This is a genomic window from Cyanobacterium sp. Dongsha4, assembly GCF_036345015.1.
Classification (GTDB): domain Bacteria; phylum Cyanobacteriota; class Cyanobacteriia; order Cyanobacteriales; family Cyanobacteriaceae; genus PCC-10605.
This window is the reverse complement of sequence record NZ_CP084098.1, coordinates 2,382,118-2,402,544: the sequence shown is the minus strand read 5'-3', so window position 1 is coordinate 2,402,544 and position 20,427 is coordinate 2,382,118. Positions and strand designations below refer to the sequence as shown.

20 protein-coding genes and 1 pseudogene are annotated in these 20,427 nt (G+C 32.4%); 8 read left to right on the top strand and 13 right to left on the bottom strand.

The features are described 5' to 3' along the window. The first annotated feature begins 157 nt into the window (after positions 1-157). A protein-coding gene (locus Dongsha4_RS10465; protein ID WP_330202302.1) for an IS1 family transposase occupies positions 158-882 on the top strand; the annotation gives its coding sequence in 2 pieces (ribosomal slippage) (positions 158-482 and positions 482-882; 726 coding nt in all). Here Dongsha4_RS10465 and Dongsha4_RS10460 read toward each other — a convergent pair. Beyond that, positions 875-2,488 carry a GTPase gene (locus Dongsha4_RS10460; protein WP_330202340.1) on the bottom strand — a complete coding sequence of 538 codons (1,614 nt, stop codon included), beginning with the start codon at positions 2,486-2,488 and terminating at the stop codon, positions 875-877. The genes Dongsha4_RS10465 and Dongsha4_RS10460 overlap by 8 nt on opposite strands. A gap of 21 nt (positions 2,489-2,509) precedes the next feature. After that, positions 2,510-3,313, bottom strand: coding sequence for a GTPase (locus Dongsha4_RS10455; protein WP_330202339.1), 804 nt, complete (start codon positions 3,311-3,313; stop codon positions 2,510-2,512). A gap of 350 nt (positions 3,314-3,663) precedes the next feature. On the opposite strand from Dongsha4_RS10455, the gene Dongsha4_RS10450 reads away from it, so the two are divergent. From Dongsha4_RS10450 to Dongsha4_RS10435, 4 genes are all read left to right on the top strand, one after another. Then, entirely contained in the window at positions 3,664-4,275 is a 612-nt protein-coding gene (locus Dongsha4_RS10450) for a hypothetical protein (protein WP_330202338.1), read from the top strand. A gap of 389 nt (positions 4,276-4,664) precedes the next feature. Beyond that, positions 4,665-5,261 (top strand): hypothetical protein, encoded by a 597-nt coding sequence (locus Dongsha4_RS10445; protein ID WP_330202337.1) that lies wholly within the window; start codon positions 4,665-4,667, stop codon positions 5,259-5,261. A gap of 78 nt (positions 5,262-5,339) precedes the next feature. Beyond that, positions 5,340-5,510 carry a hypothetical protein gene (locus Dongsha4_RS10440; protein ID WP_330202336.1) on the top strand — a complete coding sequence of 57 codons (171 nt, stop codon included), beginning with the start codon at positions 5,340-5,342 and terminating at the stop codon, positions 5,508-5,510. Next, positions 5,462-5,635, top strand: coding sequence for a hypothetical protein (locus Dongsha4_RS10435; protein ID WP_330202335.1), 174 nt, complete (start codon positions 5,462-5,464; stop codon positions 5,633-5,635). The genes Dongsha4_RS10440 and Dongsha4_RS10435 overlap by 49 nt, the downstream gene beginning before the upstream one ends. A 111-nt stretch (positions 5,636-5,746) precedes the next feature. Here Dongsha4_RS10435 and Dongsha4_RS10430 read toward each other — a convergent pair. From Dongsha4_RS10430 to lepA, 6 genes and pseudogenes are all read right to left on the bottom strand, one after another. Next, positions 5,747-5,851 (bottom strand): annotated as a pseudogene (locus tag Dongsha4_RS10430) (IS630 family transposase); the annotation flags it as partial. An 87-nt stretch (positions 5,852-5,938) separates the two neighbouring features. Then, entirely contained in the window at positions 5,939-6,496 is a 558-nt protein-coding gene (locus tag Dongsha4_RS10425) for a Uma2 family endonuclease (RefSeq protein ID WP_330202334.1), read from the bottom strand. A gap of 66 nt (positions 6,497-6,562) precedes the next feature. Further along, positions 6,563-7,822: a glucosylglycerol 3-phosphatase gene (gene stpA, locus Dongsha4_RS10420; protein WP_330202333.1), complete on the bottom strand. Its 1,260-nt coding sequence runs from the start codon at positions 7,820-7,822 to the stop codon at positions 6,563-6,565. 9 nt (positions 7,823-7,831) lie between these two features. Beyond that, positions 7,832-8,164, bottom strand: coding sequence for a HesB/IscA family protein (locus tag Dongsha4_RS10415; protein WP_015218292.1), 333 nt, complete (start codon positions 8,162-8,164; stop codon positions 7,832-7,834). A gap of 84 nt (positions 8,165-8,248) precedes the next feature. Then, entirely contained in the window at positions 8,249-8,665 is a 417-nt protein-coding gene (locus tag Dongsha4_RS10410) for a phosphomannose isomerase type II C-terminal cupin domain (RefSeq protein ID WP_330202332.1), read from the bottom strand. 271 nt (positions 8,666-8,936) lie between these two features. Then, positions 8,937-10,745: a translation elongation factor 4 gene (gene lepA, locus Dongsha4_RS10405; RefSeq protein WP_330202331.1), complete on the bottom strand. Its 1,809-nt coding sequence runs from the start codon at positions 10,743-10,745 to the stop codon at positions 8,937-8,939. Between the two features lie 157 nt (positions 10,746-10,902). Here lepA and Dongsha4_RS10400 point away from each other — a divergent pair, with 157 nt between their 5' ends. Both Dongsha4_RS10400 and Dongsha4_RS10395 read left to right on the top strand, forming a co-directional pair. Then, complete coding sequence (locus tag Dongsha4_RS10400; RefSeq protein WP_015218295.1) at positions 10,903-11,133, top strand: type II toxin-antitoxin system CcdA family antitoxin; 231 nt, start codon at positions 10,903-10,905, stop codon at positions 11,131-11,133. Positions 11,134-11,306: 173 nt separating this feature from the next. Then, positions 11,307-12,971, top strand: a complete 1,665-nt coding sequence (locus Dongsha4_RS10395; RefSeq protein WP_330202330.1) for an ATP-binding protein — start codon at positions 11,307-11,309, stop codon at positions 12,969-12,971. A gap of 31 nt (positions 12,972-13,002) precedes the next feature. On the opposite strand, the gene Dongsha4_RS10390 is transcribed toward Dongsha4_RS10395, so the two are convergent. The 5 genes from Dongsha4_RS10390 to Dongsha4_RS10370 form a co-directional block, all read right to left on the bottom strand. Then, a complete protein-coding gene (locus tag Dongsha4_RS10390) occupies positions 13,003-13,863 on the bottom strand; it encodes a DNA adenine methylase (RefSeq protein WP_330202329.1) in 861 nt (286 codons plus the stop codon). 1 nt (position 13,864) lies between these two features. Beyond that, positions 13,865-14,971 (bottom strand): hypothetical protein, encoded by a 1,107-nt coding sequence (locus tag Dongsha4_RS10385; protein WP_330202328.1) that lies wholly within the window; start codon positions 14,969-14,971, stop codon positions 13,865-13,867. 225 nt (positions 14,972-15,196) lie between these two features. Beyond that, on the bottom strand, positions 15,197-15,628 hold the full coding sequence (locus Dongsha4_RS10380; RefSeq protein WP_330205421.1) for an EVE domain-containing protein: 432 nt from the start codon (positions 15,626-15,628) through the stop codon (positions 15,197-15,199). A gap of 112 nt (positions 15,629-15,740) precedes the next feature. After that, the gene (locus tag Dongsha4_RS10375) at positions 15,741-16,244 is read right to left on the bottom strand and encodes a hypothetical protein (RefSeq protein WP_330202327.1); all 504 of its coding nucleotides are present in this window, start codon (positions 16,242-16,244) and stop codon (positions 15,741-15,743) included. Next, on the bottom strand, positions 16,231-16,551 hold the full coding sequence (locus Dongsha4_RS10370) for a nucleotidyltransferase family protein (protein ID WP_425590793.1): 321 nt from the start codon (positions 16,549-16,551) through the stop codon (positions 16,231-16,233). The genes Dongsha4_RS10375 and Dongsha4_RS10370 overlap by 14 nt, the downstream gene beginning before the upstream one ends. A 212-nt stretch (positions 16,552-16,763) precedes the next feature. Here Dongsha4_RS10370 and dnaE point away from each other — a divergent pair, with 212 nt between their 5' ends. After that, a complete protein-coding gene (gene dnaE / locus Dongsha4_RS10365) occupies positions 16,764-20,369 on the top strand; it encodes a DNA polymerase III subunit alpha (protein WP_330202326.1) in 3,606 nt (1,201 codons plus the stop codon). The last annotated feature ends 58 nt before the right edge of the window (positions 20,370-20,427 follow it).

Below are 20,427 nucleotides of genomic sequence, written 5' to 3'. Positions count from 1 at the left end.
AATTTGAGAGGCTTCTATAATAAATTTTTTTCTTGTTAATAACTCTAAGAAATCAACAATGGAGTTATCATCTGTTACTAATAAATTATAACTTTTTTCGAGAGTATCAATTAAGTAATGTTATGATATAGACTGATCCTATCATCATTAATTAACCATGTCTCATCAATGCCCTCGATGTCATAATACTAAAATCATCAAAAACGGTTTTGCTCGTGGTCAACAAAGGTTTAAATGTAAGCACTGTAACTATCAGTTCACCACTGATAAGATTGATCGAGGTAAACCTATGTGGATGAAACTAGAAACAGCAATTCTGTATTGCAGTGGAATGTCTATGAATTCGATCGCAAAGCTTCTCAATGTTTCTGCTCAGACTATTTTAAATTGGATTAGAGCTTTGGCACTAGAAAATTATGAAAAGCCTGAACCCTGCGAAGCGGTGGTTGTGGAACTAGATGAACTTTGGCATTTTATAGAGTCAAAAAAAACAAGTTATGGATCTGGAAAGCTTATGACCGTAATACTAACAGACTTATCGACTGGGAATTGGGAAAGCGTGATAGTGAAACCCTCAAAAAACTTTTAATTAGATTACTAAAATGGGATGTAACAGTCTACTGTACTGATGATTGGAAACCGTACCAAGAGTTATTATCTAAACATCCAGATGCGTATCATGTGATGACAAAAAGCGAAACTATAGCCATAGAAAGAAATAATTCCGATAATCGTCATTGGTTTGCTCGCTTTCATAGAAAAACAAAAGTAGTATCAAAATCAATAGAAATGGTGGATTTAACAATGGGACTATTTGCAAAATTTAGAGTAAATGGAACGATCGATTCGTTAATAAATCAAAGACTAACATTACTTAGTTGAAGCTCTCATTTTTTTTAGCTGATTGTTGTAAAATCAAAGATTTATCTATATCTAATCGATTAAAAATATCTTTGATACGAACTTTAATAGTTAAAAGTTCATTATTGACAGAGTTTAATTCTTGATGAAATAAAGAAAAAGAAGATAAACTTTTTTGTTCAATATCTTCAAATTGAGTTTCAATTTTTTTGTAAATATCTCCAATAATTTTTGTTTGTTGTGAGTCAATATCTTTAATTAAGTCATTTTTTAACTTATCTTTTTTCTGCTGAAACTCTTTTTTTTCTTGATATTTTAAACCTCCTGAAAATAATCCGGCAACTACACTCATTCCCGTAGCAACCAATCCTAATCCTCCTACTATACCAACCCAGCCGATGGGATTCCAAAAATTTGCGATTATAAAAGCAACAGAGGCAATACCACTCAATAATAAACTGAAATTTTCAAAAAAGTAACCAAGTAGTGCCTTATAAATATTTTCAAATTGATAATAATAATAAGATTGTGTATGCTCAGTATCATATTTATATTCTCTTTCAAATTCTATGAATTTTTCTTTTAATTCCATCCCATTTTTTTCAAAAAGTATTTTAACGGATTCTTCTAATTTCTTAGAAAAATTTTTAGTTTTTTCTTGCCATATTTTTTCTGCATTTGGATTTCCGACATGATCCTCGACAAAAACAAGTATTTCTTGTTTAAATTGTCTAAATAGCTGTTTAATTTCATTATCAACTTTTATTTTACTATCCTTTATTTGTTGAATAAATATTTTTTTGATTTCTTGTTCTTTACTTTGAAAAAATTTAATTTGATCATTAATATTTTGCTCAATAATATCGAGTTTTTTTCTTATGTCGTTAATTAATACTTTTGTGCCTTCAAAAAAAGTAGAAGCTCGTCTTTCATTCCCATTTTTATCAATATCTTCAGCGATGATAGAATAAACTTTATCTAGTTTACTTAATTGCCATAATTCGGTTTTATATTCTTGATATTCTGATTGATTACTCAAAAATCCAGCCCTTGCATGAATATCAATAATTGTCACTTCTTCAATGGTTAAATGTTGTTTAACATAAGTCTTAATATGGTTATGATGTCCTGATAATCTTTCTTCGTCAAAGGTTTTTTCAGGTTTAGCTAAAAATCGTTTTATCTGGGTTTCATTTTCCAGTTTTCCTTTGACATTTAATAAGACAATAAAAGGTTTTTCAATGTGAGTTAACCTCCCCATTTGTTCAAATTCTGAAGGTTGTACAGAGTCATCGCTAGTAAGAAATAATACCATATCCGCTTCGTCGATCGATTTATTGGCTTTTTCGGTGTCTTCTTCTCCTTCGTAGGCATCAATACCCGGAGTATCAATTAATCGTAGATGATTCCATCGATATTCTTGGACATCTCTGGTGGTGCGTTGCCCTCCTTTGCCGATCGTGCTACCATCACCATTAGTTAAGGCTTCTCGAATAGTGCTTTTTCCTGCCCTTGTGCGTCCAAATAAGGCTATACTATAATCTTCGAGGTGTGTTTTCTTAATAGCTAAAGATTCATTTAATTGTTGTAAATCTTGGGTTAAAATATTGTCTATCAGTTGAGTCATATCATTAAATAGTTTTTTAATTTATCGATGTTTATTTTGAGAATTACTATAATTCTTTTTACTGATATTATTCTTAAAAATAGCTAAAATTTTGGCTAACTCTTGACTATATTTTAAGTTAGTATTGTAAGATGCGATCGCAGTTTTTTGACAGGATTCTAAAATAGAGTCAATGGAAATATTATCGTTAATTTTTTCTTGAGATAAGTCAGCTTTATTATCAATAATTTCTATAGATTTAACAAAGGTTTTTTCCTTAATTTTTTCATCAATAAAATTAAATATATCTTTCCTGAGAAGTCCGACTCCTCTGACATCCATAGATGAAATTTTACTTTTTGAATCCCATCCTTTCGTACAAGTTAAATAAAGATCATTTATGTCCAATACTTTTTTCCATTTATTAACTATATAATCAAGATATTCAGCACCACAATTATCCCATTTATCAATTTGATTTAACACAATCAATAGAGGATTATTTGAGTATTTTTTTACTTTATTAATTAACTCTTGATCATAAAGGGTAGGAAATCCTGTTACAACAAATATTGTTAAGTTAATTTGTCTCAATTTTTCAATCATTGTTTTAGATTCAAAAGACTCACTATTTAATGTTGGTGTATCAATTAAATAAACTTGATCTTTAATTTTATAAGGAATTATATTTCTAGTTGTGCCAAATTCTTCTCCTACTTTCGTAACTTGTAAGGCTTCTTGGCGACTTAATTGTAACAAGGCATTCATTAACGAACTTTTGCCTGTGTTAGCCCTTCCCATGATGGCGATATTAAAACTTTGGGATAAATCGATATTGTTTAGCATATTGGAAACTCCATCAATAAGTAAAAATACTTAATTTAAGGTTCGATCGAAGCGAAATATATTTTCTCTTTCTCTCTATAATTATCAGTCTCATTTTTTTGATTTATGCAAAATTTATTTAGTGAAATTGAGAAAAAACATAATTAACTACTAAAAATCCTTAAACAAATATTCTTGAGACGATGTTTAAGCCATTGGAAAATCTGTATATTTAAGAGTTTCAGGATCATGAAAAGCTAACATAACATAATATCGTCTTTTCCTAACACCGAATATATTACTCTCAATTTGCATAATTTTCCGATTCTTCCCTGATATATAAATAGGCAAACATCACCCATAACAAAAATATGGAAATCACCTTAAATAAAGCCAATAAGCTACTCAATAAGTTTAAATCCGAACGCAAGAATTTACGAGCAGTTTTTAATCGTGTGCGTTACTACCATGAAGACCAAAAAGTAGAAGCCATTACCTCCGTTGAAGTGAGTTTAGCTAACCTTACTCCCAGAGTAGCCGATGAAATTCAAAGAATGATCAATACTTATCGTAATCAACTGCAAGAATGTTTGGATATTGAAGCGGATTTTTTCAAACTCAAAGAGGCGATTTTTATTAATAATCAACGCACGGGCATTTCTGAAAAGCTAAGTCAGATTGAGTTTTTAACCTCGAAAGTAGGCTTATACGATGATTTGATTAACGAGAAGAAACGCAATAAAAGGGTTACTTTAACCGTTGAAGATATTAACTATGAGTTATTACGGGAAAACTTATCAGGGCAGGATGGTTCGGGAAAATTATATATTCAAGTATTTGATGTTGACAGATTAGCTCAAGAACGTCAAGAGGCAATTACTCAAATAAACCAAGCAGAAGATGATATTGCTACCATCAATAATCAAACCACCATTGACATTGATTTTACCCCTGCGAGTCGGAAATTACTAGGCTTAGATTAAATTCGCCAAATTTTTTCAAGAAAAGCGCATAATTTTTGATTTCTCTCCTGATATATAAGTGGAGGTGAAATTCATCTCTTGGCTACTCGGTTAGCCATTAAGTACATTTTATGTACATCCGAAGTGCATTGCCGAATACCTAACAATACCTAAGACGTAAATCCGCCGTTTGCCCTTTAATTGTTGTTGATTGTTGTTTTGGCGACGGCAACTTGGAAAAGCTGACTTAATTTCATTGTTACCCATTTTGTTCAAAGTCAATGCACTACTAATAAGAGGGTAGGAGTATTTTGTTACTCTTACTCTCTTTCAAGAACGACAATCTATATCACTTTTTTCTTTTCCTATTTTTATCTTTATAACTATTCAGATTTCCCTTTATCCATTTTATGAATAAGGTTGCTATTTATCTACATCCCCAAGTATTTTCAGCAGAAAAACCTTTAACAGAAATTAATTTTACTAAATTTTCTTATCCTTACTATAATCAAGTTAGAGAGGCTTTAGCCTATGCTTTAAGTGATTATCCTATTGTACCTCTAAAAAAAGCGAATATTAATGATTATTTAACTGTCCATTCCCCCGAATATTTCCACAAAATTAATTTGATGGCAAATAATCAATCTTTGGACGCAATTAGTTTATCTTTGCCAGAATTAAGCACTGAATGTAGGGGAATGTTATCTGCTATTGATTTAATGAAAGAAGGAAAACTAGATCGAGCCTATTGTTTTAGTATGGTAGGACATCATAGCCATAAAAATTGGGGTCATGGTTACTGTTTATTGAATCCACAGGCGGCGGCGGTAAAATATGCTCAATCTCAAGGCTTCAGGAAAGTATTAATCGTTGATTGGGATATTCACCACGGAGACGGTACACAATCTATTTTTGCTGATGATAAGAACACTTATTGTGTCAGTATTCATCATGCTATGGATTTATACATGGCGAAAATATCGGATTTAAAAGCAGGAACAACATAAGTAGGGAAAAGTTTAGGACATTGTAATATTCCCCTTTTACCTGCTAATTTTCCCCGTTATATTTTAGATTTAGAAGGAATGACAGGAGAGTTTTATACTGGGGAAGAAAGCATCGATATTTTTGAAGAAACCCTAAGTAATTTACCGTGGCAACCTGATCTTATTACTATATTTTCTGGTTATGACTCCCATCAAGACGATTGTGGTGGGGAATTACTGATTGGACTAATTTCTCATTTTGTCGTTTAACCAAAATTGTACTTGACTTAGCGATCAAATCAGATTGCTCTATTCTTTCTGTTCATGGAGGAGGATACAATTTACCTGTGACAGTTAAGGCTGCGATCGCACATATTGATTCTCTAACAAACTAATATTTTCAACTGCATCAATAAGCTAGTTTGCGTTTAAGTTGTCGGTTAAGACAGGGAATGGGCAATAGATAAGGGTTTGAGTTATAGTAATTTCAAATAAGAAAGTTACATTTAACTTGTGCAATAATCACGGATAATTTCATCTAAAGATGTTCCTGAAGGGGCATACATTCTCATTTTTTTTAATGTGGCAAAATCATGTTCAATATCATTTATAGTAGTTTTAATTAAGACTACTATAAGATCTAGTGATTTTATTCACTGTGTAAAATTTTTGTCCTGTACTTAGGTTATCAATAGTCACTAAAATTTTAACCAATTAAATACTTCATTTACCGTTAATTTTAAATTAACTTTTTCTAAAACAGGTAAAGTATCATCATTTTTAAATAACCTTAATTTTTGTTCTGGTAAAATAGCGAAAATAGCTTCTTCTTCTGGGTTAATTAACCAACCTAATTGAGTACCAATTTGAGAACAAAATAATAATTTATCTAACACTTGAGTTAAACTTTGTTCAGGAGATAAGATTTCGATACACCCGTCAGGATAAATATTTATCCGATTAGCAATTTTTCCCGTATCGGTTAAAGGAATTCTGTCCCACTGTAATACTACCACATCAAGTACGATCGACCTTGATTCAAAATTGCAACGCAATTCGGGAAAAGCATAGGCAATTTTATCGGATTTTGCTGTTTGGTTTATAATTGATACCAATTCTGATTGAATTACGCTATGTTGTCCTTGAGGCATGGGTTTTTGAGTAATTCTACTATCAATAAATTCAGAAGCTGGTTTTATTTCGGGTTGTTGTAAAAAGTTTTCTAAGGTTAATTTCGGTTTAACTGTTGTCACCATAGTTTTGAGTTAAGTAATGAGCAATAAATAGGGAGTAATTATTCATTAATTATAAATTTTTAATTTTTAACTGGTGATTTTTTGAAAAAACTGACAGTATTGTCGATGTCCTTCAGGAAATACAAAGTTAACATTTAATGGTTCATCGGGATCATCTGGGTGAGCTATTCCTTCTGTTACTATTAAGTTACCGTCAATATTTCCTACTTTAATCGGTTTACGGTTTTTCACTTCCCCACCAGAACTATCAACATAAGTAATGATATTATCAGTATTAAACCCTTTACCTATATCTTGAATCAATTGTAAGAAATTGCGATCGCTTCCTCCTCTTTTCACTATTTTTTTACCATTTTGCCAAGTTACTTGACTGTTAACGGTATCTCCCACTCCCATAATTAAGGGCATCGATTCAGGAGAAAATTTATCAATCACTAAATTAACTAATTCTTGATGATTATTGGGTGCTTGTTGGGGGCTAAAATCTTGACCAAGAGGATATTCTCCCGTATGCAGATAATAGTAATGATTGAGAATATATAAAACTCCCGCTTCTTTAACCGCACCTTTGAGCATAAATTGAAAATCTGTTGTGCCTGAGTCGTTTTGTGTGGCTTCTTTCATTATTTCGACTCCCTTATCGTCTCTGCCTAAATTAGGGGCTAAATGGAGAAAGAAAGAATGTTCTAAGTCGTTTTTTTGTGCCTTGTGTAGTAACTCATCCATCAGCACCTTTACCTCTTTTTGTAGGGCAAGATAAAGATGAGGATGATCTGCAAATAAGGAGAAAAAAGTATTTAGATTAATTGTGGGGGAAACTTGATTAACTAAAATTACTGCATCAAGGGCATTATTAATAACTTCCTTAGTTAAAAATGGAGCTTGATTTTGACAAAAATTTCGCAATCTTTCCTCAAAAATAGCGGGAATCGCCGATAAAAATGTCAACTCTTCTTGCTTTACCCCCGGATAAGTAATGTTACCGTAATTATCTTGCCATTGTACTCCCCCTCCTGCTAAACCAGATAGATAGTAACCTTCTTTTCTTACCATCTCAGGATTAGGGGCGGATTTTTCAATAATGTGGTTAACGCCAAATTTGCCAATATGTTCACCATTAGTTAATACATAAAAATGATTATTTAGGTTACGGGCGGCTTTGACATAATTAAAATCAATAACTCGATGAAGGGGATTTTTGACTAACCCCATACAAACTCCATCCAAGTCTTGAATAATTAATTTGTTTTTGGTGTTAATTAATTTTTCTGCACATAAATCATGATTTAAAGATAAAGAAAATTGGTTAAGATTCGGATAAGTCATGAGAAGATTTTATGATTCTAGGTCAAAAGATAATCCACAACTGCAATGATGAGCAATGTTAGGATTTTTAAATTGGAATGCTCCCCCCATTAAATCCTCTAAATAGTCAATCGTCAAATTTTGCAGACGGGAATAAATTTCTGAGTTAGCTACTATCACCATTCCTGAATCGTGGTTAAAGGTTAAATCTGCTTCGTTAATTTCCTGAGCAAATTCGATATTATAGGCATAGTTAAGACATCCTCCTTGATTGATACCAACTCGGATATGATTACAGTCAGGATATTGATTTTTTTGAATTCTTTTTAGTTCTGCGATCGCTCTTTTGCTAATATTGATCATAATCTACATTTAAGTTTACTGTTGAAGGCAGTAAGGGGTAGGGAGTGAAAAACAATTCCTAGTCACTAATTCCTAATAGAGTTTTTACCCTCTGGAATAGTCATCTTGAAAACGAATAATATCATCTTCTCCTAAATATTCGCCATTTTGTACCTCGATAATTACCAATTTAATAACCCCCGGATTTTCTAAACGGTGGGCGGTGCATTGAGGCACATAAGTTGACTGATTTGCCGCTAATATTTTTTCTTCATCTCCACAAACTACTTTAGCAGTGCCAGAAACAACAATCCAATGTTCACTGCGGTGGTGGTGCATTTGTAAACTTAGACGATGGCCTGGGTTAACTTCAATACGTTTAATTTTGTAGCCAAATCCTTCCTCTAGGGTGGTAAAACTTCCCCAAGGGCGAGTTTCCGTAACCTGAATTTCTGATTTGTGAGGATGAGAAGTGGTGGAATGTATTTCCTGAGTTTTGTTTTGAGTCTGAGCTTTAGCCATAATAAGAGTATTGCAAATGATTCTGTTTTAAGTTATGGGTATGGTAATCTTAACTTAAGATAGCTGGGTATGGTAATCTTAACTTAAGATAGCAATTGTTTTCTTATTTTGTGCAACTCTTTTTCTTCGCTTCTATGGGGAAAAAGGGCAAAGTTAAAAAGGCAATGGGCAATGGGCAATGGTAAATAGTTGATAATGAAGAATTAAGAATTAAAAACCCCTAACTCCTAACTCCTAACTCCTAACTCGTTTCTCCCTAATCCCCAATACCTTAAGATTCTAGTTTCAAAACCGCCATAAAGGCTTCTTGAGGTACATCCACAGTTCCAATGGACTTCATGCGTTTTTTACCTTTGGCTTGTTTTTGTAGTAGCTTTTTCTTACGACTAATATCACCGCCATAACATTTCGCTAAAACATCTTTTCTTAAAGCTGGAATATGTTCACTAGCAATAATTTTAGACCCGATCGCAGCTTGAATAGGTACTTTAAATTGATGACGAGGAATCAATTCTTTTAATTTTTCCGTTAAAGCTCGTCCAACCTGATAGGCTTTATCTCGATGAACAATCATGGCTAAAGCATCCACAGGATCTTTATTCACCATAATATCTAAGCGAATTAAATGATTTTCTCGATAACCAATTAAGTGATATTCCATACTGGCATAACCACGAGAACGAGATTTTAACTGGTCAAAAAAGTCTGTAACTACCTCTGCTAAAGGCAATTCATAAATTAAATTAGTACGGTTGAGGGTAAAATACTTCATATCCACAAATACCCCCCGTCGGGTTTGACATAAATCCATCAAAGGGCCAACGTAGGTTTCAGGGGTAATCATTTCTACTCGGATGTAAGGCTCTTCGATTTTGATTCGTTTTTGTGGAGGAGGTAAGGCACTGGGATTGTCAATTTCGATTTCTTCGCCGTCAGTGGTAGTGACTCGATAGACTACAGAAGGAGCAGTCGTAATTAAATCAAGATTATATTCCCTTTCTAAACGTTCTTGGACAATTTCCATGTGTAATAAGCCTAAGAAACCGCAACGGAAACCAAAGCCCATGGCTGAAGATGTTTCGGGTTCAAAGGAAAGGGCGGCATCATTGAGTTTTAGCTTCTCTAAAGCGTCTTTCAAGTCGGCATATTGATCCGCATCAGTGGGGAATAAACCGCAGAATACCATTGGTTTTGCCTCTGTATAACCGGGGAGAGGTTCTTTTGCTGGTTTACTAACTAGGGTGATGGTATCTCCTACCCGTGCGTCTTCCACACTTTTAATGGCGGCGGCGAGATAGCCTACTTCTCCTGCGTGAAGTTCGTCAACTTGCACTTGAGTGGGGGAAAGCACCCCAATTTCATCTAAATCATATTCTTTGCCTGATGCCATTAAACGGATGCGATCGTCTTTTTTGAGACTGCCATCCATCACACGGAAATAGACAATAACTCCTCGATAGGGGTCATAGTAACTATCAAAAATCAAAGCTCGAAAAGGTTTGTCTAAAGTATCTTGAGGTGGTGGTACTTGAGCAACAATAGCTTCTAAAATATCATCAACACCGATACCTGTTTTTGCGGAAGCGTGAATAATATTACTACAATCTAAACCGACGACTTCTTCGATTTCATTGATGACTCTTTCAGGCTCTGCCCCGGGTAAATCAATTTTATTTAACACAGGGATAATTTCTAAGTCACTATCAAGGGCTAAATAGACATTTGCTAAGGTTTGAGCCTCTACTCCTTGGGAAGCATCAACCACCAATAAAGCACCCTCACAAGCGGCTAGAGAGCGAGATACCTCATAAGAAAAGTCCACGTGGCCGGGGGTATCAATTAAATTTAAAACATATTCCTCTCCATTTTTTGCTTTATAATTCATCCGTGCGGCTTGGAGTTTAATAGTAATGCCTCTTTCTCTTTCTAGCTCCATATTATCAAGAAACTGAGCCTTCATCTCCCGATCTGCCACAGTACCAGTTACCTGTAGCAAACGGTCTGCTAAAGTAGATTTACCGTGATCAATATGGGCAATAATACAAAAATTGCGCAGGCGTTTTACGGGAGTGTCAGTCATAGATGTCGTTGGTTGAATTTCAATAAAAGGGCTAGTCAAAAATTAACGTTTCTTAACTTATTGTAATGGTGAGCTAGGAAAAACGCTCTTTATTTAGGAAAATAGAATTAAGATGATTTTGTTAAATTAGATAAGTATAAGATCGAAAGTAATTATTATGAATAATAACACTTTGTCTGAAGGACGTGGAGCAGAAAAGGTGGAAATTTCCATCCATATTGATTCTGAATTATTAGAAAAGGTGAGTCATCTTACTAATGACCCTAGTAGAATTATCGAGTCTGCTTTAAAACAATGGCTTCGGGGTGAAAGACAACAGGATGATGATTTAACTCGCAGTCTCCGCCGCAACCCTCCTGTGCCTCCTAGAGGGGAATGGAATGATTAAAACGGGAAAAAATTAAGAGTGGTAAAAAAATGAGGTGATAAGGTATTGAAGTATTAGGGGATTGGGGTTTTGGGGTTTTGGGGAAAAATTAATTATGAGTTAGATCGATAAAAATGTAATAGTAAATAGGCAAATAGTTATAAATTGATGAGAGGAACAGATCACAAAAAATCATGATGTCAAATATTGTGGAATATAATAATGGTCATATTTTCTCTCAATTGGGAGCAGAGCTAGTTTTCACTCAAAATGCACAGGGGGAATATCTTTCTTTTTACTGGAAATCTGATATTTACAATCAAAGTAATCTGGATCAAAATACTTTTCAACCCCTAGTTAAACAGACTTATTTAGAGCGTATTCAGCGAGTAATCAAGCGGAAAATACCTGAGCAATGTAATTATGTTTTTTGTCATGAGCAGTTTTGTTTGCCCTTTGAGTTGATTATTAGTCCTATCATCTTGAGTAATGGTGTAGTAGAATCTGTTTTGGTGATGGGTAGAAGTTTGGATAATGCTTCTCATTTGTCCATTGAATCTACATCAGCTTTACCTACAAATCCTGATCCTTATCAGCAATTATTAACCAGTATTGCCCGTAAAATTCGTCGCACTCTCGATTTAGAAACTATCGGACAACAAACTGTTGACAGTATTGGTAAAGCATTAAAAGCTAGTCGTTGTTTATTACTTATGCCGACAAACTCTAATAGTCAAATTTTGGAGGTGAAAGCAGAGTATTGTGAACCCAGATATAAGTCATTATTAACCGTGCAGATTAAATACAATGACTATGAGGAAATGAAAGAGGCAATTATGTCTCGTAATGCAATGATTTTTAATCCCAGTCATTATCCTGATTGTGATGCTTTATCTATTTTGTTAGTACCTACTTTCTATCAACAAGAATTGAATGGTATTATTTGTTTACATCAGTGCGATCGCCCTCGTAGTTGGAATGAAGCCGAACAAGAATTAGTACAGGAATTGGCTGATCAAGTGGGTACAGCTATGGCACACGCTACTATTTATCAAAAACTAGAAATTGCCAATAACGAAGCTAAAGAAGCATCAAGGTTGAAAAGTGAGTTTTTAGCTAGTACAAGTCATGAATTGAGAACTCCATTAAATGGTATATTGGGTTTTCTCAAATTGGTTTTAGATGATATGGCTGATGATAAGGAGGAAGAAAGGGAGTTTATTGATCAAGCATATAATTCAGCACTACATCTACTTAATCTAATTAATGATATTTTAGATATTGCCAAAATTGAAGCCGGGAAGATGGAATTTGAATTGACATCCATTTCTTGGAATCAGATTTGTGATGAAATTCAGAAATTCGCTCACTCCCAAGCACAGAAAAAAAACCTTTATTTTCATATTGAGCTACCCTCCACTTACGATGAGATACTACTTTACGCCGATTATCAAAGACTTTTACAAGTAATGTTAAATTTAGTGGGTAATTCTTTAAAATTTACTCAAGAGGGGGGCATTGAAATAAAAGGGGAAATAGTACCCAAACAAATCGAAATTAATGATGTTATTTTACCCGGAGTATTGAAAATAAGTGTAGAGGATACGGGGATAGGAGTTGCGTTGGATAAGCAAGAAAGACTGTTTGAAACATTTTATCAGGTTGATGGTTCACGTACTAAAGCCTATGGTGGTACAGGTTTAGGTTTAGCTATTTCCAAACGTTTAGTTGAAGCCATGGGGGGAAAAATATCATTTTATAGTATGGGAGAATTTTTGGGTACAACTGTAACATTTACTGTACCTCTAGCCCAATTACCTTTATTAAGAACAGAAAATCCAGACAACATATCGGAGTAGTTTTTTTCATCTTTTCTCAAAGTTATTTTTCTTAACAGACATTGGTAAAAATTTCCAACTGTTGATGCTTATTATTATTAATTTCTTTTAAAGATAAATCATAGTTAGCAATAAATAATTCTTTCCCATTTTGATTAATATTACCGTTAATATTTCTCATGCCATAAGTTAAATTCCACGATTGAATATTAGCCCAAGAAAATAGATTTCTAATATAATCACTATCATCATAGGTTATCAACCATTTATGATTAGTATGTTGGAGAATGTAGGCTAATTTTTCGTGATCAAATCCTTTATGTAATTGCCCTCTTTTTCCATATAAAGCTGATTTTTCTGCACTATAATAAGGGGGATCTAAAAATAAAAATACATCTTTTCCTTGCGTTTCTAAGACTTTGTGATAATCGTAATTAGTAATACGAACATTATTGATTATTTGAGATAGATTTTTTACCCTTTCAATACTAGAATCTGTAAATCTTTTTTCAAAGGCTTTTTGAGAATAACCTCCGCTTTCGGTTGTGCCTGAAAAAGTAATTCTATTAAAAACAAAAAATGCTGATGCTTTTTCTAATTCATTAAATTTTTCTATATTTTCTGTCAAATATTTATATAATAATTTTCCATCCTGAAATTCTTGTTTCCATGCAATAATTTGCTCAATTAAATCCTCTAAATTTTCTTGACAAGATTGCCAAAAATAAAATAAATTAGTGTAAATATCGTTAACCCAATAGATGCGATCGGGGTATAATTGTTTAAGATAAATAAACACTGAACCTCCCCCTAAAAAAGGTTCTCTATATTCCTTAAAATTAGGAATTAAAGGAGCGATAAATTTGATAGCTTTACTTTTACCACCGGGGTATCTTAAAGGACTTTTAATCATGTTATATTCCTCCAATTTTTACAATAAAATTATTTGTATTTGCTTCTTTAAATAAGGTATGAATAATATCGATTTGTTTATTTGATAATTTGTTGTGATGAGAAAATATATTAACTTCCTCTTGGTTATGTTTTGAAGAATCAATTAAACCCAATAGCTTATTAGAAGATAAATTTAAAATTGGAATTTGCTCAATCAAATTATTATTAAGTATAGTATTTTCAAGATTGCTATATAAAATCATTTTTAATAATCCATCTTTAATATCACTAAGGCTAGGTAGTTTAGAACTTTTACTATGTTTTGATTCTATTAAATATAACTTATCATCTATAATACTGACTTCGTCCACCGTAAAAAAGTATAAACCTCCTAAATAATTTTTAATAGTAATAGTTGCTTTTGATAATGTATTTAAAACTTCCTTTGGTTGAATGATTTGTTTTTCTCTTGTTTGTGCTAAATGGGCTTTTTCTCTGGAATTTTCCATAAAATTGTTTAAGCCTTTAAAGATTATTTCTTGAAATTTATTAATTCCCTGTTCATCGTGTAATTTAACGTTTAATTCATTACTAATATTTTGATAAGATTCTTTAACATTATCTATTAAACTAGGCAAAGATTCTCTGATTTCTTTTAAATTCCAGTGCAATGCTGAACTATGATAGTTTTTTATTTCATCTATTTTATTGTTAACATAACCACTATTAAATTTTTGATTCGTAATTTTATCTTGTCTGGTTTTATGCTTAGTTGCACTGTCATAATATCCTAAAATAACATACACATCTAATAAACTCATTAAAGATATTGTATCCCATTGAATAAAATCTCGATCGCCCTTTATTCCTTCGTCTTTAATAACTGGAATAACACTGATTTTTTTTGAAGATGATAAGATATTATACACTCTTTCATAGGGATACGATCGAGTTCTTTTTGGCGATACCCATTTACAAATACCAAAACTTAAATTGTTGTTAGAATAAATTAATAAACAGTTAGAGGGTATTAAATTTATATCAAATTCTGAATCATTTATTAATTTTAGTGCTGAGGGAAATATTTTTCGATATTTTATCCCCGTGATTTCAGCAAATATTTCCATAAAAGAGATTTCAATTATTTTAATTTATGTAAGTTTACTATTATTATTTTTCTGTTATCAGATATTTTAAATTTTTTGAAAAATATCTTAATATTGTTATTTTTAATTCTGTTTTAATATTTCTATTTTTTATTATTTATAACACTATAAAAATAGTATTATGTATGATTTTGTCTTGATTTTTCCTATTATCTTCATCTCAGAGAAATAAAATAATTATATAAATTAAAGAAGTCTAATTTTATGGGCTATCTCTTCAGCAACAGGTATAACCGATAAACGATTTCCTTTTCTTACTATTAATAATTCATCTCCTGAAAACTTAGCTTTTAATGTTGTTAAAGAAATTACCTGAGAAAATTTTTCCTGATATTGAACTTTAACCGTAAACCATCGAGGATGCTCTAAAGTCGCTTTTGGGTCAAAATATGAGCTTTTTGGGTCAAATTGTGTTGGATCAGGCACATTAGCTTCAGCAATGGTCATTAAACCAACTATTGAGGGAGATTTACAGTTAGAGTGATAGAAAAAAGCTATATCTCCCTCTTGCATTTGTTGCAGATAATTCCTTGCTTGGTAGTTACGTACCCCATCCCAAATAGTGGTTTTTTCTCTTTCTAAATCATCGATACTATATACATTAGGTTCAGATTTCATTAACCAATATGCCACAATTTTTCCTCTGTTTTATTACCAAAATTTTTGAAAATTTTATATTGAATATGATTTCATTTACAGATAAGATGTCTGTCTCACTATATTTATTAATTTAAGGTTTAATCGCATCTTTTAATTGATGAAGCCAATGTAAAAAGTTGTTTATATCTTCCCTAAAATTATGCCATACAGTAAAGTAATTATTCACTAAAATTTCTAACCTATCAATATCTAATTCAAACCCATAAATATTTCTCACAATATGCCGAAAACCTAAATAATCTTTTAACTGTTTTGCTGTGTTTTTAGTAATTACACAGGGGCGATCGCTTTGTTCATTTGACATCCTTTCTAATAACCGTCTATCCCAATCAAAACTAGATGGTTTTCCTCCATTTAATTCATCAGCTATTATTTGAAAAATACGCTCACAACCCTTATAAAAATTATGCAATTTTAGAGCTAAACTTTCAAATAGCATCATCTTTAATTCTGGATATTGTGAGATTTTTTGATAGGTTTCTCTTATTTCTTTCTCTAGTTGATTCATCCTAGATAACTCATTTTCAATATCGGTGATTATTTCGGTTATTTGATTAACACTAATTTTTCTCATAGATACATTCCCCTTTTTTTAATACTTTTTCTAAGAAATAAGATTCTAAATCTTCCAATGGTTTTAAATCAATCATATATTTTATACCTAAGTCATTAACCACTGCGAAAGCATGAAAAAAGTCACTTTTTTTAATCCCTTTTACTGCTAAGTCTATATCAGACTCTTCATCAAATTTATCTGTTAATAGTGAACCAAATAGGATAATTTTATCTACGTTAAATTCCTCGATTAAAACTTGCTTTATTTTCTGTAAAACTTTCCTTGCTTTTTGCTTTTCTTCCAGATGCTTTTGCGTTTGTTGAATAATTTTATTTTGCTAATACTTAATATAAATATCTTCGGTAGTCATGGGTAAATTAAGTTATTTAATCAGTAACAAATGCTTAGGCTGGTATATAATAATTAATTAGACTTCTCCTATAATTTAACATCTTTTCCTGTGCTTAAGGTTTCGTGCCTAAACTCTGGAGATGTCCATTTGTAATTCTTCATTCTTAATTCTTGATTCGCTGAAAAATGTCTTTTGTTGGTTTACATATCCATACTGATTATAGTTTACTCGATGGTGCTTCTCAAATTCCTGCTCTGGTAGAACGTGCTACAGAACTCAATATGCCTGCGATCGCAGTTACGGATCACGGTGTAATGTATGGAGCAATACAACTAATTAAAAATTGTTTGAATAAAGGAATTAAGCCGATTATCGGTAACGAGATGTATGTGATTAACGATGATATAACCATTCCCCACAAAAAAATCAGAAAATATCATCAAATTGTTTTAGCAAAAGATAAAAAAGGCTATCAAAATTTAGTCAAATTAACCACTATTTCTCACCTCGAAGGAATGCAAGGAAAAGGGATTTTTTCTCGCCCTTGTGTGAATAAAGAATTGTTAGAAAAGTATCATGAAGGATTAATAGTAACCAGTGCTTGTTTAGGGGGAGAAATTCCTCAAGCAATTTTACAGGGAGATGATAAAAGAGCGAGGGAAGTCGCTAAGTGGTATAAGAATGTTTTTGGCGATGATTTTTATTTAGAAATTCAGGATCATGGATCACAAGAAGATAGAATTGTCAATATTGAAATTGTCAAAATCAGCAAAGAATTAGATATAAAAATAGTTGCAACCAATGATTCTCACTTTATTTCCTGTTATGATGTAGAAGCCCATGATGCCCTTTTATGTATTCAAACTAATAAGAATATTGATGAGTTAAAAAGACTTAGATATTCAGGCACAGAATACCTTAAATCTCCCGAAGAAATGAGGCTATTATTTAGGGATCATATTGATAGTGAAACCATTGAAAAAGCTATCATTAATACCTTAGAAATAGCAGATAAAGTTAAGCCCTATAATGTATTAGGTGAACCTCGTATTCCTGATTATAAAGTACCTGCAGGGCATACTCCCGAAAGCTACTTAGAAGAAGTGACATGGCAAGGCTTATTAAACAGACTTAAATGTATTAAACGCAGTGAGATAAATCCCGAATATCGTCAGCGTTTAGAGTATGAATTAAAGATGATGGAAAAGATGGGTTTTTCCACTTATTTCTTAGTAGTTTGGGATTATATAAAATACGCTAGAGATAATAATATTCCTGTAGGACCTGGCAGAGGTTCGGCGGCAGGTTCTTTGGTAGCTTATGCTTTAGGAATTACCAATATTGATCCTGTTCATCATGGCTTATTATTTGAAAGATTTTTAAATCCTGAACGTAAATCTATGCCTGATATTGATACTGATTTTTGCATAGAAAAAAGGGATCAAATGATAAAATATGTCACAGATAAATATGGAGAAGATAACGTTGCTCAAATTATTACTTTTAACCGTTTAACTTCCAAATCAGTATTAAAAGATGTGGCTAGAGTGATTGGTATTCCTTATGCTGATTCCGATTATATGGCAAAATTGATTCCCGTTTCGAGGGGAAAACCTGCTAAGTTAAAGGTGATGATTTCCGATGAAACTCCTTCTCCAGAATTTAAAGAAAAATACGATACAGATCCCAAAGTTAAGCGTTGGATTGATATGGCAATTAGAATTGAAGGTACAAATAAAACCTTTGGAGTTCATGCGGCTGGAGTGGTTATTTCTAGTCAGCCATTAGATGAAATTGTACCTCTACAAAAAAATAATGAAGGTGCGGTTATTACTCAATATTTTATGGAAGATTTAGAGTCTTTAGGCTTATTAAAAATGGACTTTCTAGGCTTAAAAAATTTAACCACAATTCAAAAAACTGCGGAGTTAATTCGCTATAATCAAAACTTAGAAATAGATGTGGATGAGTTGCCTTTAGGGGAGAGAAAAGCCTTAGAAATTCTGGCAAAAGGCACAAGTAAAAAGTTACCTGCGGATGTGGCTAAAACTCATCAACTGCTTGAATCAGGGGATTTGGAAGGGGTTTTTCAGCTTGAGTCTGACGGGATGAAACAGATTGTAAGGGATTTAAAACCGTCGGGTATTGAGGATATTTCTTCTATTTTAGCTTTATATCGTCCAGGTCCATTAGATGCAGGGTTAATTCCTATCTTTATTAATCGCAAACATGGTAGAGAAAAAATTGAGTTTCAGCATCCAATGTTGAAGCCTATTTTAACAGAAACTTATGGGGTTTTATGTTTAGCTAAAGGTACATTAATTAATAAGCCTAATGGTGAGTGGGAGAGAATTGAAAATATTAAGGCAGGGGATGTTATTTTAACTTCTAATGGGGAAAATGTTTGGAAAGCAAAGGTTGCAAAGCAATGGCAAAGTGGTATTAAGGATATTATCAAAATTACTTTATCCACTGGTACGGAAATTTGTTGTACAAAAAATCATCGTTTTCTAACTCCTGAAGGAGATAAGTTTGCAGGGGAATTAAATGCAGAAAATAACTTAAAAAATGCTCACATTTATAACTCTGTTTTATACGAAAAATGGTTAGCTAGTAGTAATAAAATTAAACTGAAACAAAATGAAGCCTATTTATTAGGATTATCTACTAATCACTCTTTACCCTATAATTCTATTGATTTTTCAGAGTGCGATCGCATCGAGTTATTGAGAGGAATTTGGGATAGTGATGGTTGTTATGGGGGTAGAATAATTTATTTTCGCAGTGTTTCTCAGAAGTTGTTGAAACAAGTAGGGGATTTATTAAGCACATTAAAAATTGCTTATTATATAAAAGATAATGCTGTTTATATCCAAGATAAAAATAGATTTAAACAATTGATACAAGGGGCAAAATTACCTAATAAACAGTATCAAATTGTAGAAGGATATTTACCGATTAAAAGTGAAAAGTTTAGAGAATTACTATCAGATTCTATCATAGAAACAGACTCACTCACAAGAAAAACTGTAAAACGCTCTTTAGCAAACTCAACTTTATTCAAACCTATCAAGTCAGAGTATAGCATTAAACTAAATAATTGGGATAATTTCTATCAATATTTATATCAAAAAACCTATCTTCAAGATGTTCGCCCTGTTTATGTAACTAAAATAGAAGAAATAGGAAAAGAGGAATGTTTTGACATAGAAATGGAGGATCAAACTTCTCCTTATTTTCTTGCTAATAATATTGTCACCCATAATTGTTATCAAGAACAAATTATGAAAATGGCACAGGATTTGGCAGGATATTCATTGGGAGAAGCAGACTTATTGCGTCGTGCGATGGGTAAGAAAAAGGCTTCCGAAATGCAAAAACATCGAGAGATTTTTATTGATGGTGCGATAAAAAATGGAGTAAATCAGGCTATTGCTGAAAATTTGTTTGAGCAAATGGTAAAATTTGCTGAGTATTGTTTGAGTTATGATACAGAGATTTTAACGGTAGAATATGGGGCAATGTCTATAGGTAAAATAGTGGAAGAAAAGATTAATTGTCAAGTTTATAGTGTGGATAAAAATGGCTTTATTTATACTCAAAATATTGCTCAATGGCACGATCGAGGCTCACAGGAATTATTTGAATATGAATTAGAAGATGGTAGAATTATTAAGGCAACAAAAGACCATAAAATGATGACAAAAGATGGTCAAATGTTAGCTATTGATGATATTTTTGAACGAGAATTAGAACTATATTCTGTTGATAACATGGGGGTAATGAGTTAGGAGTTTTTAATTTTTCATTCTTCCTTTGCCCATTGCCCTTTTAACTTTGCCCCTTGAG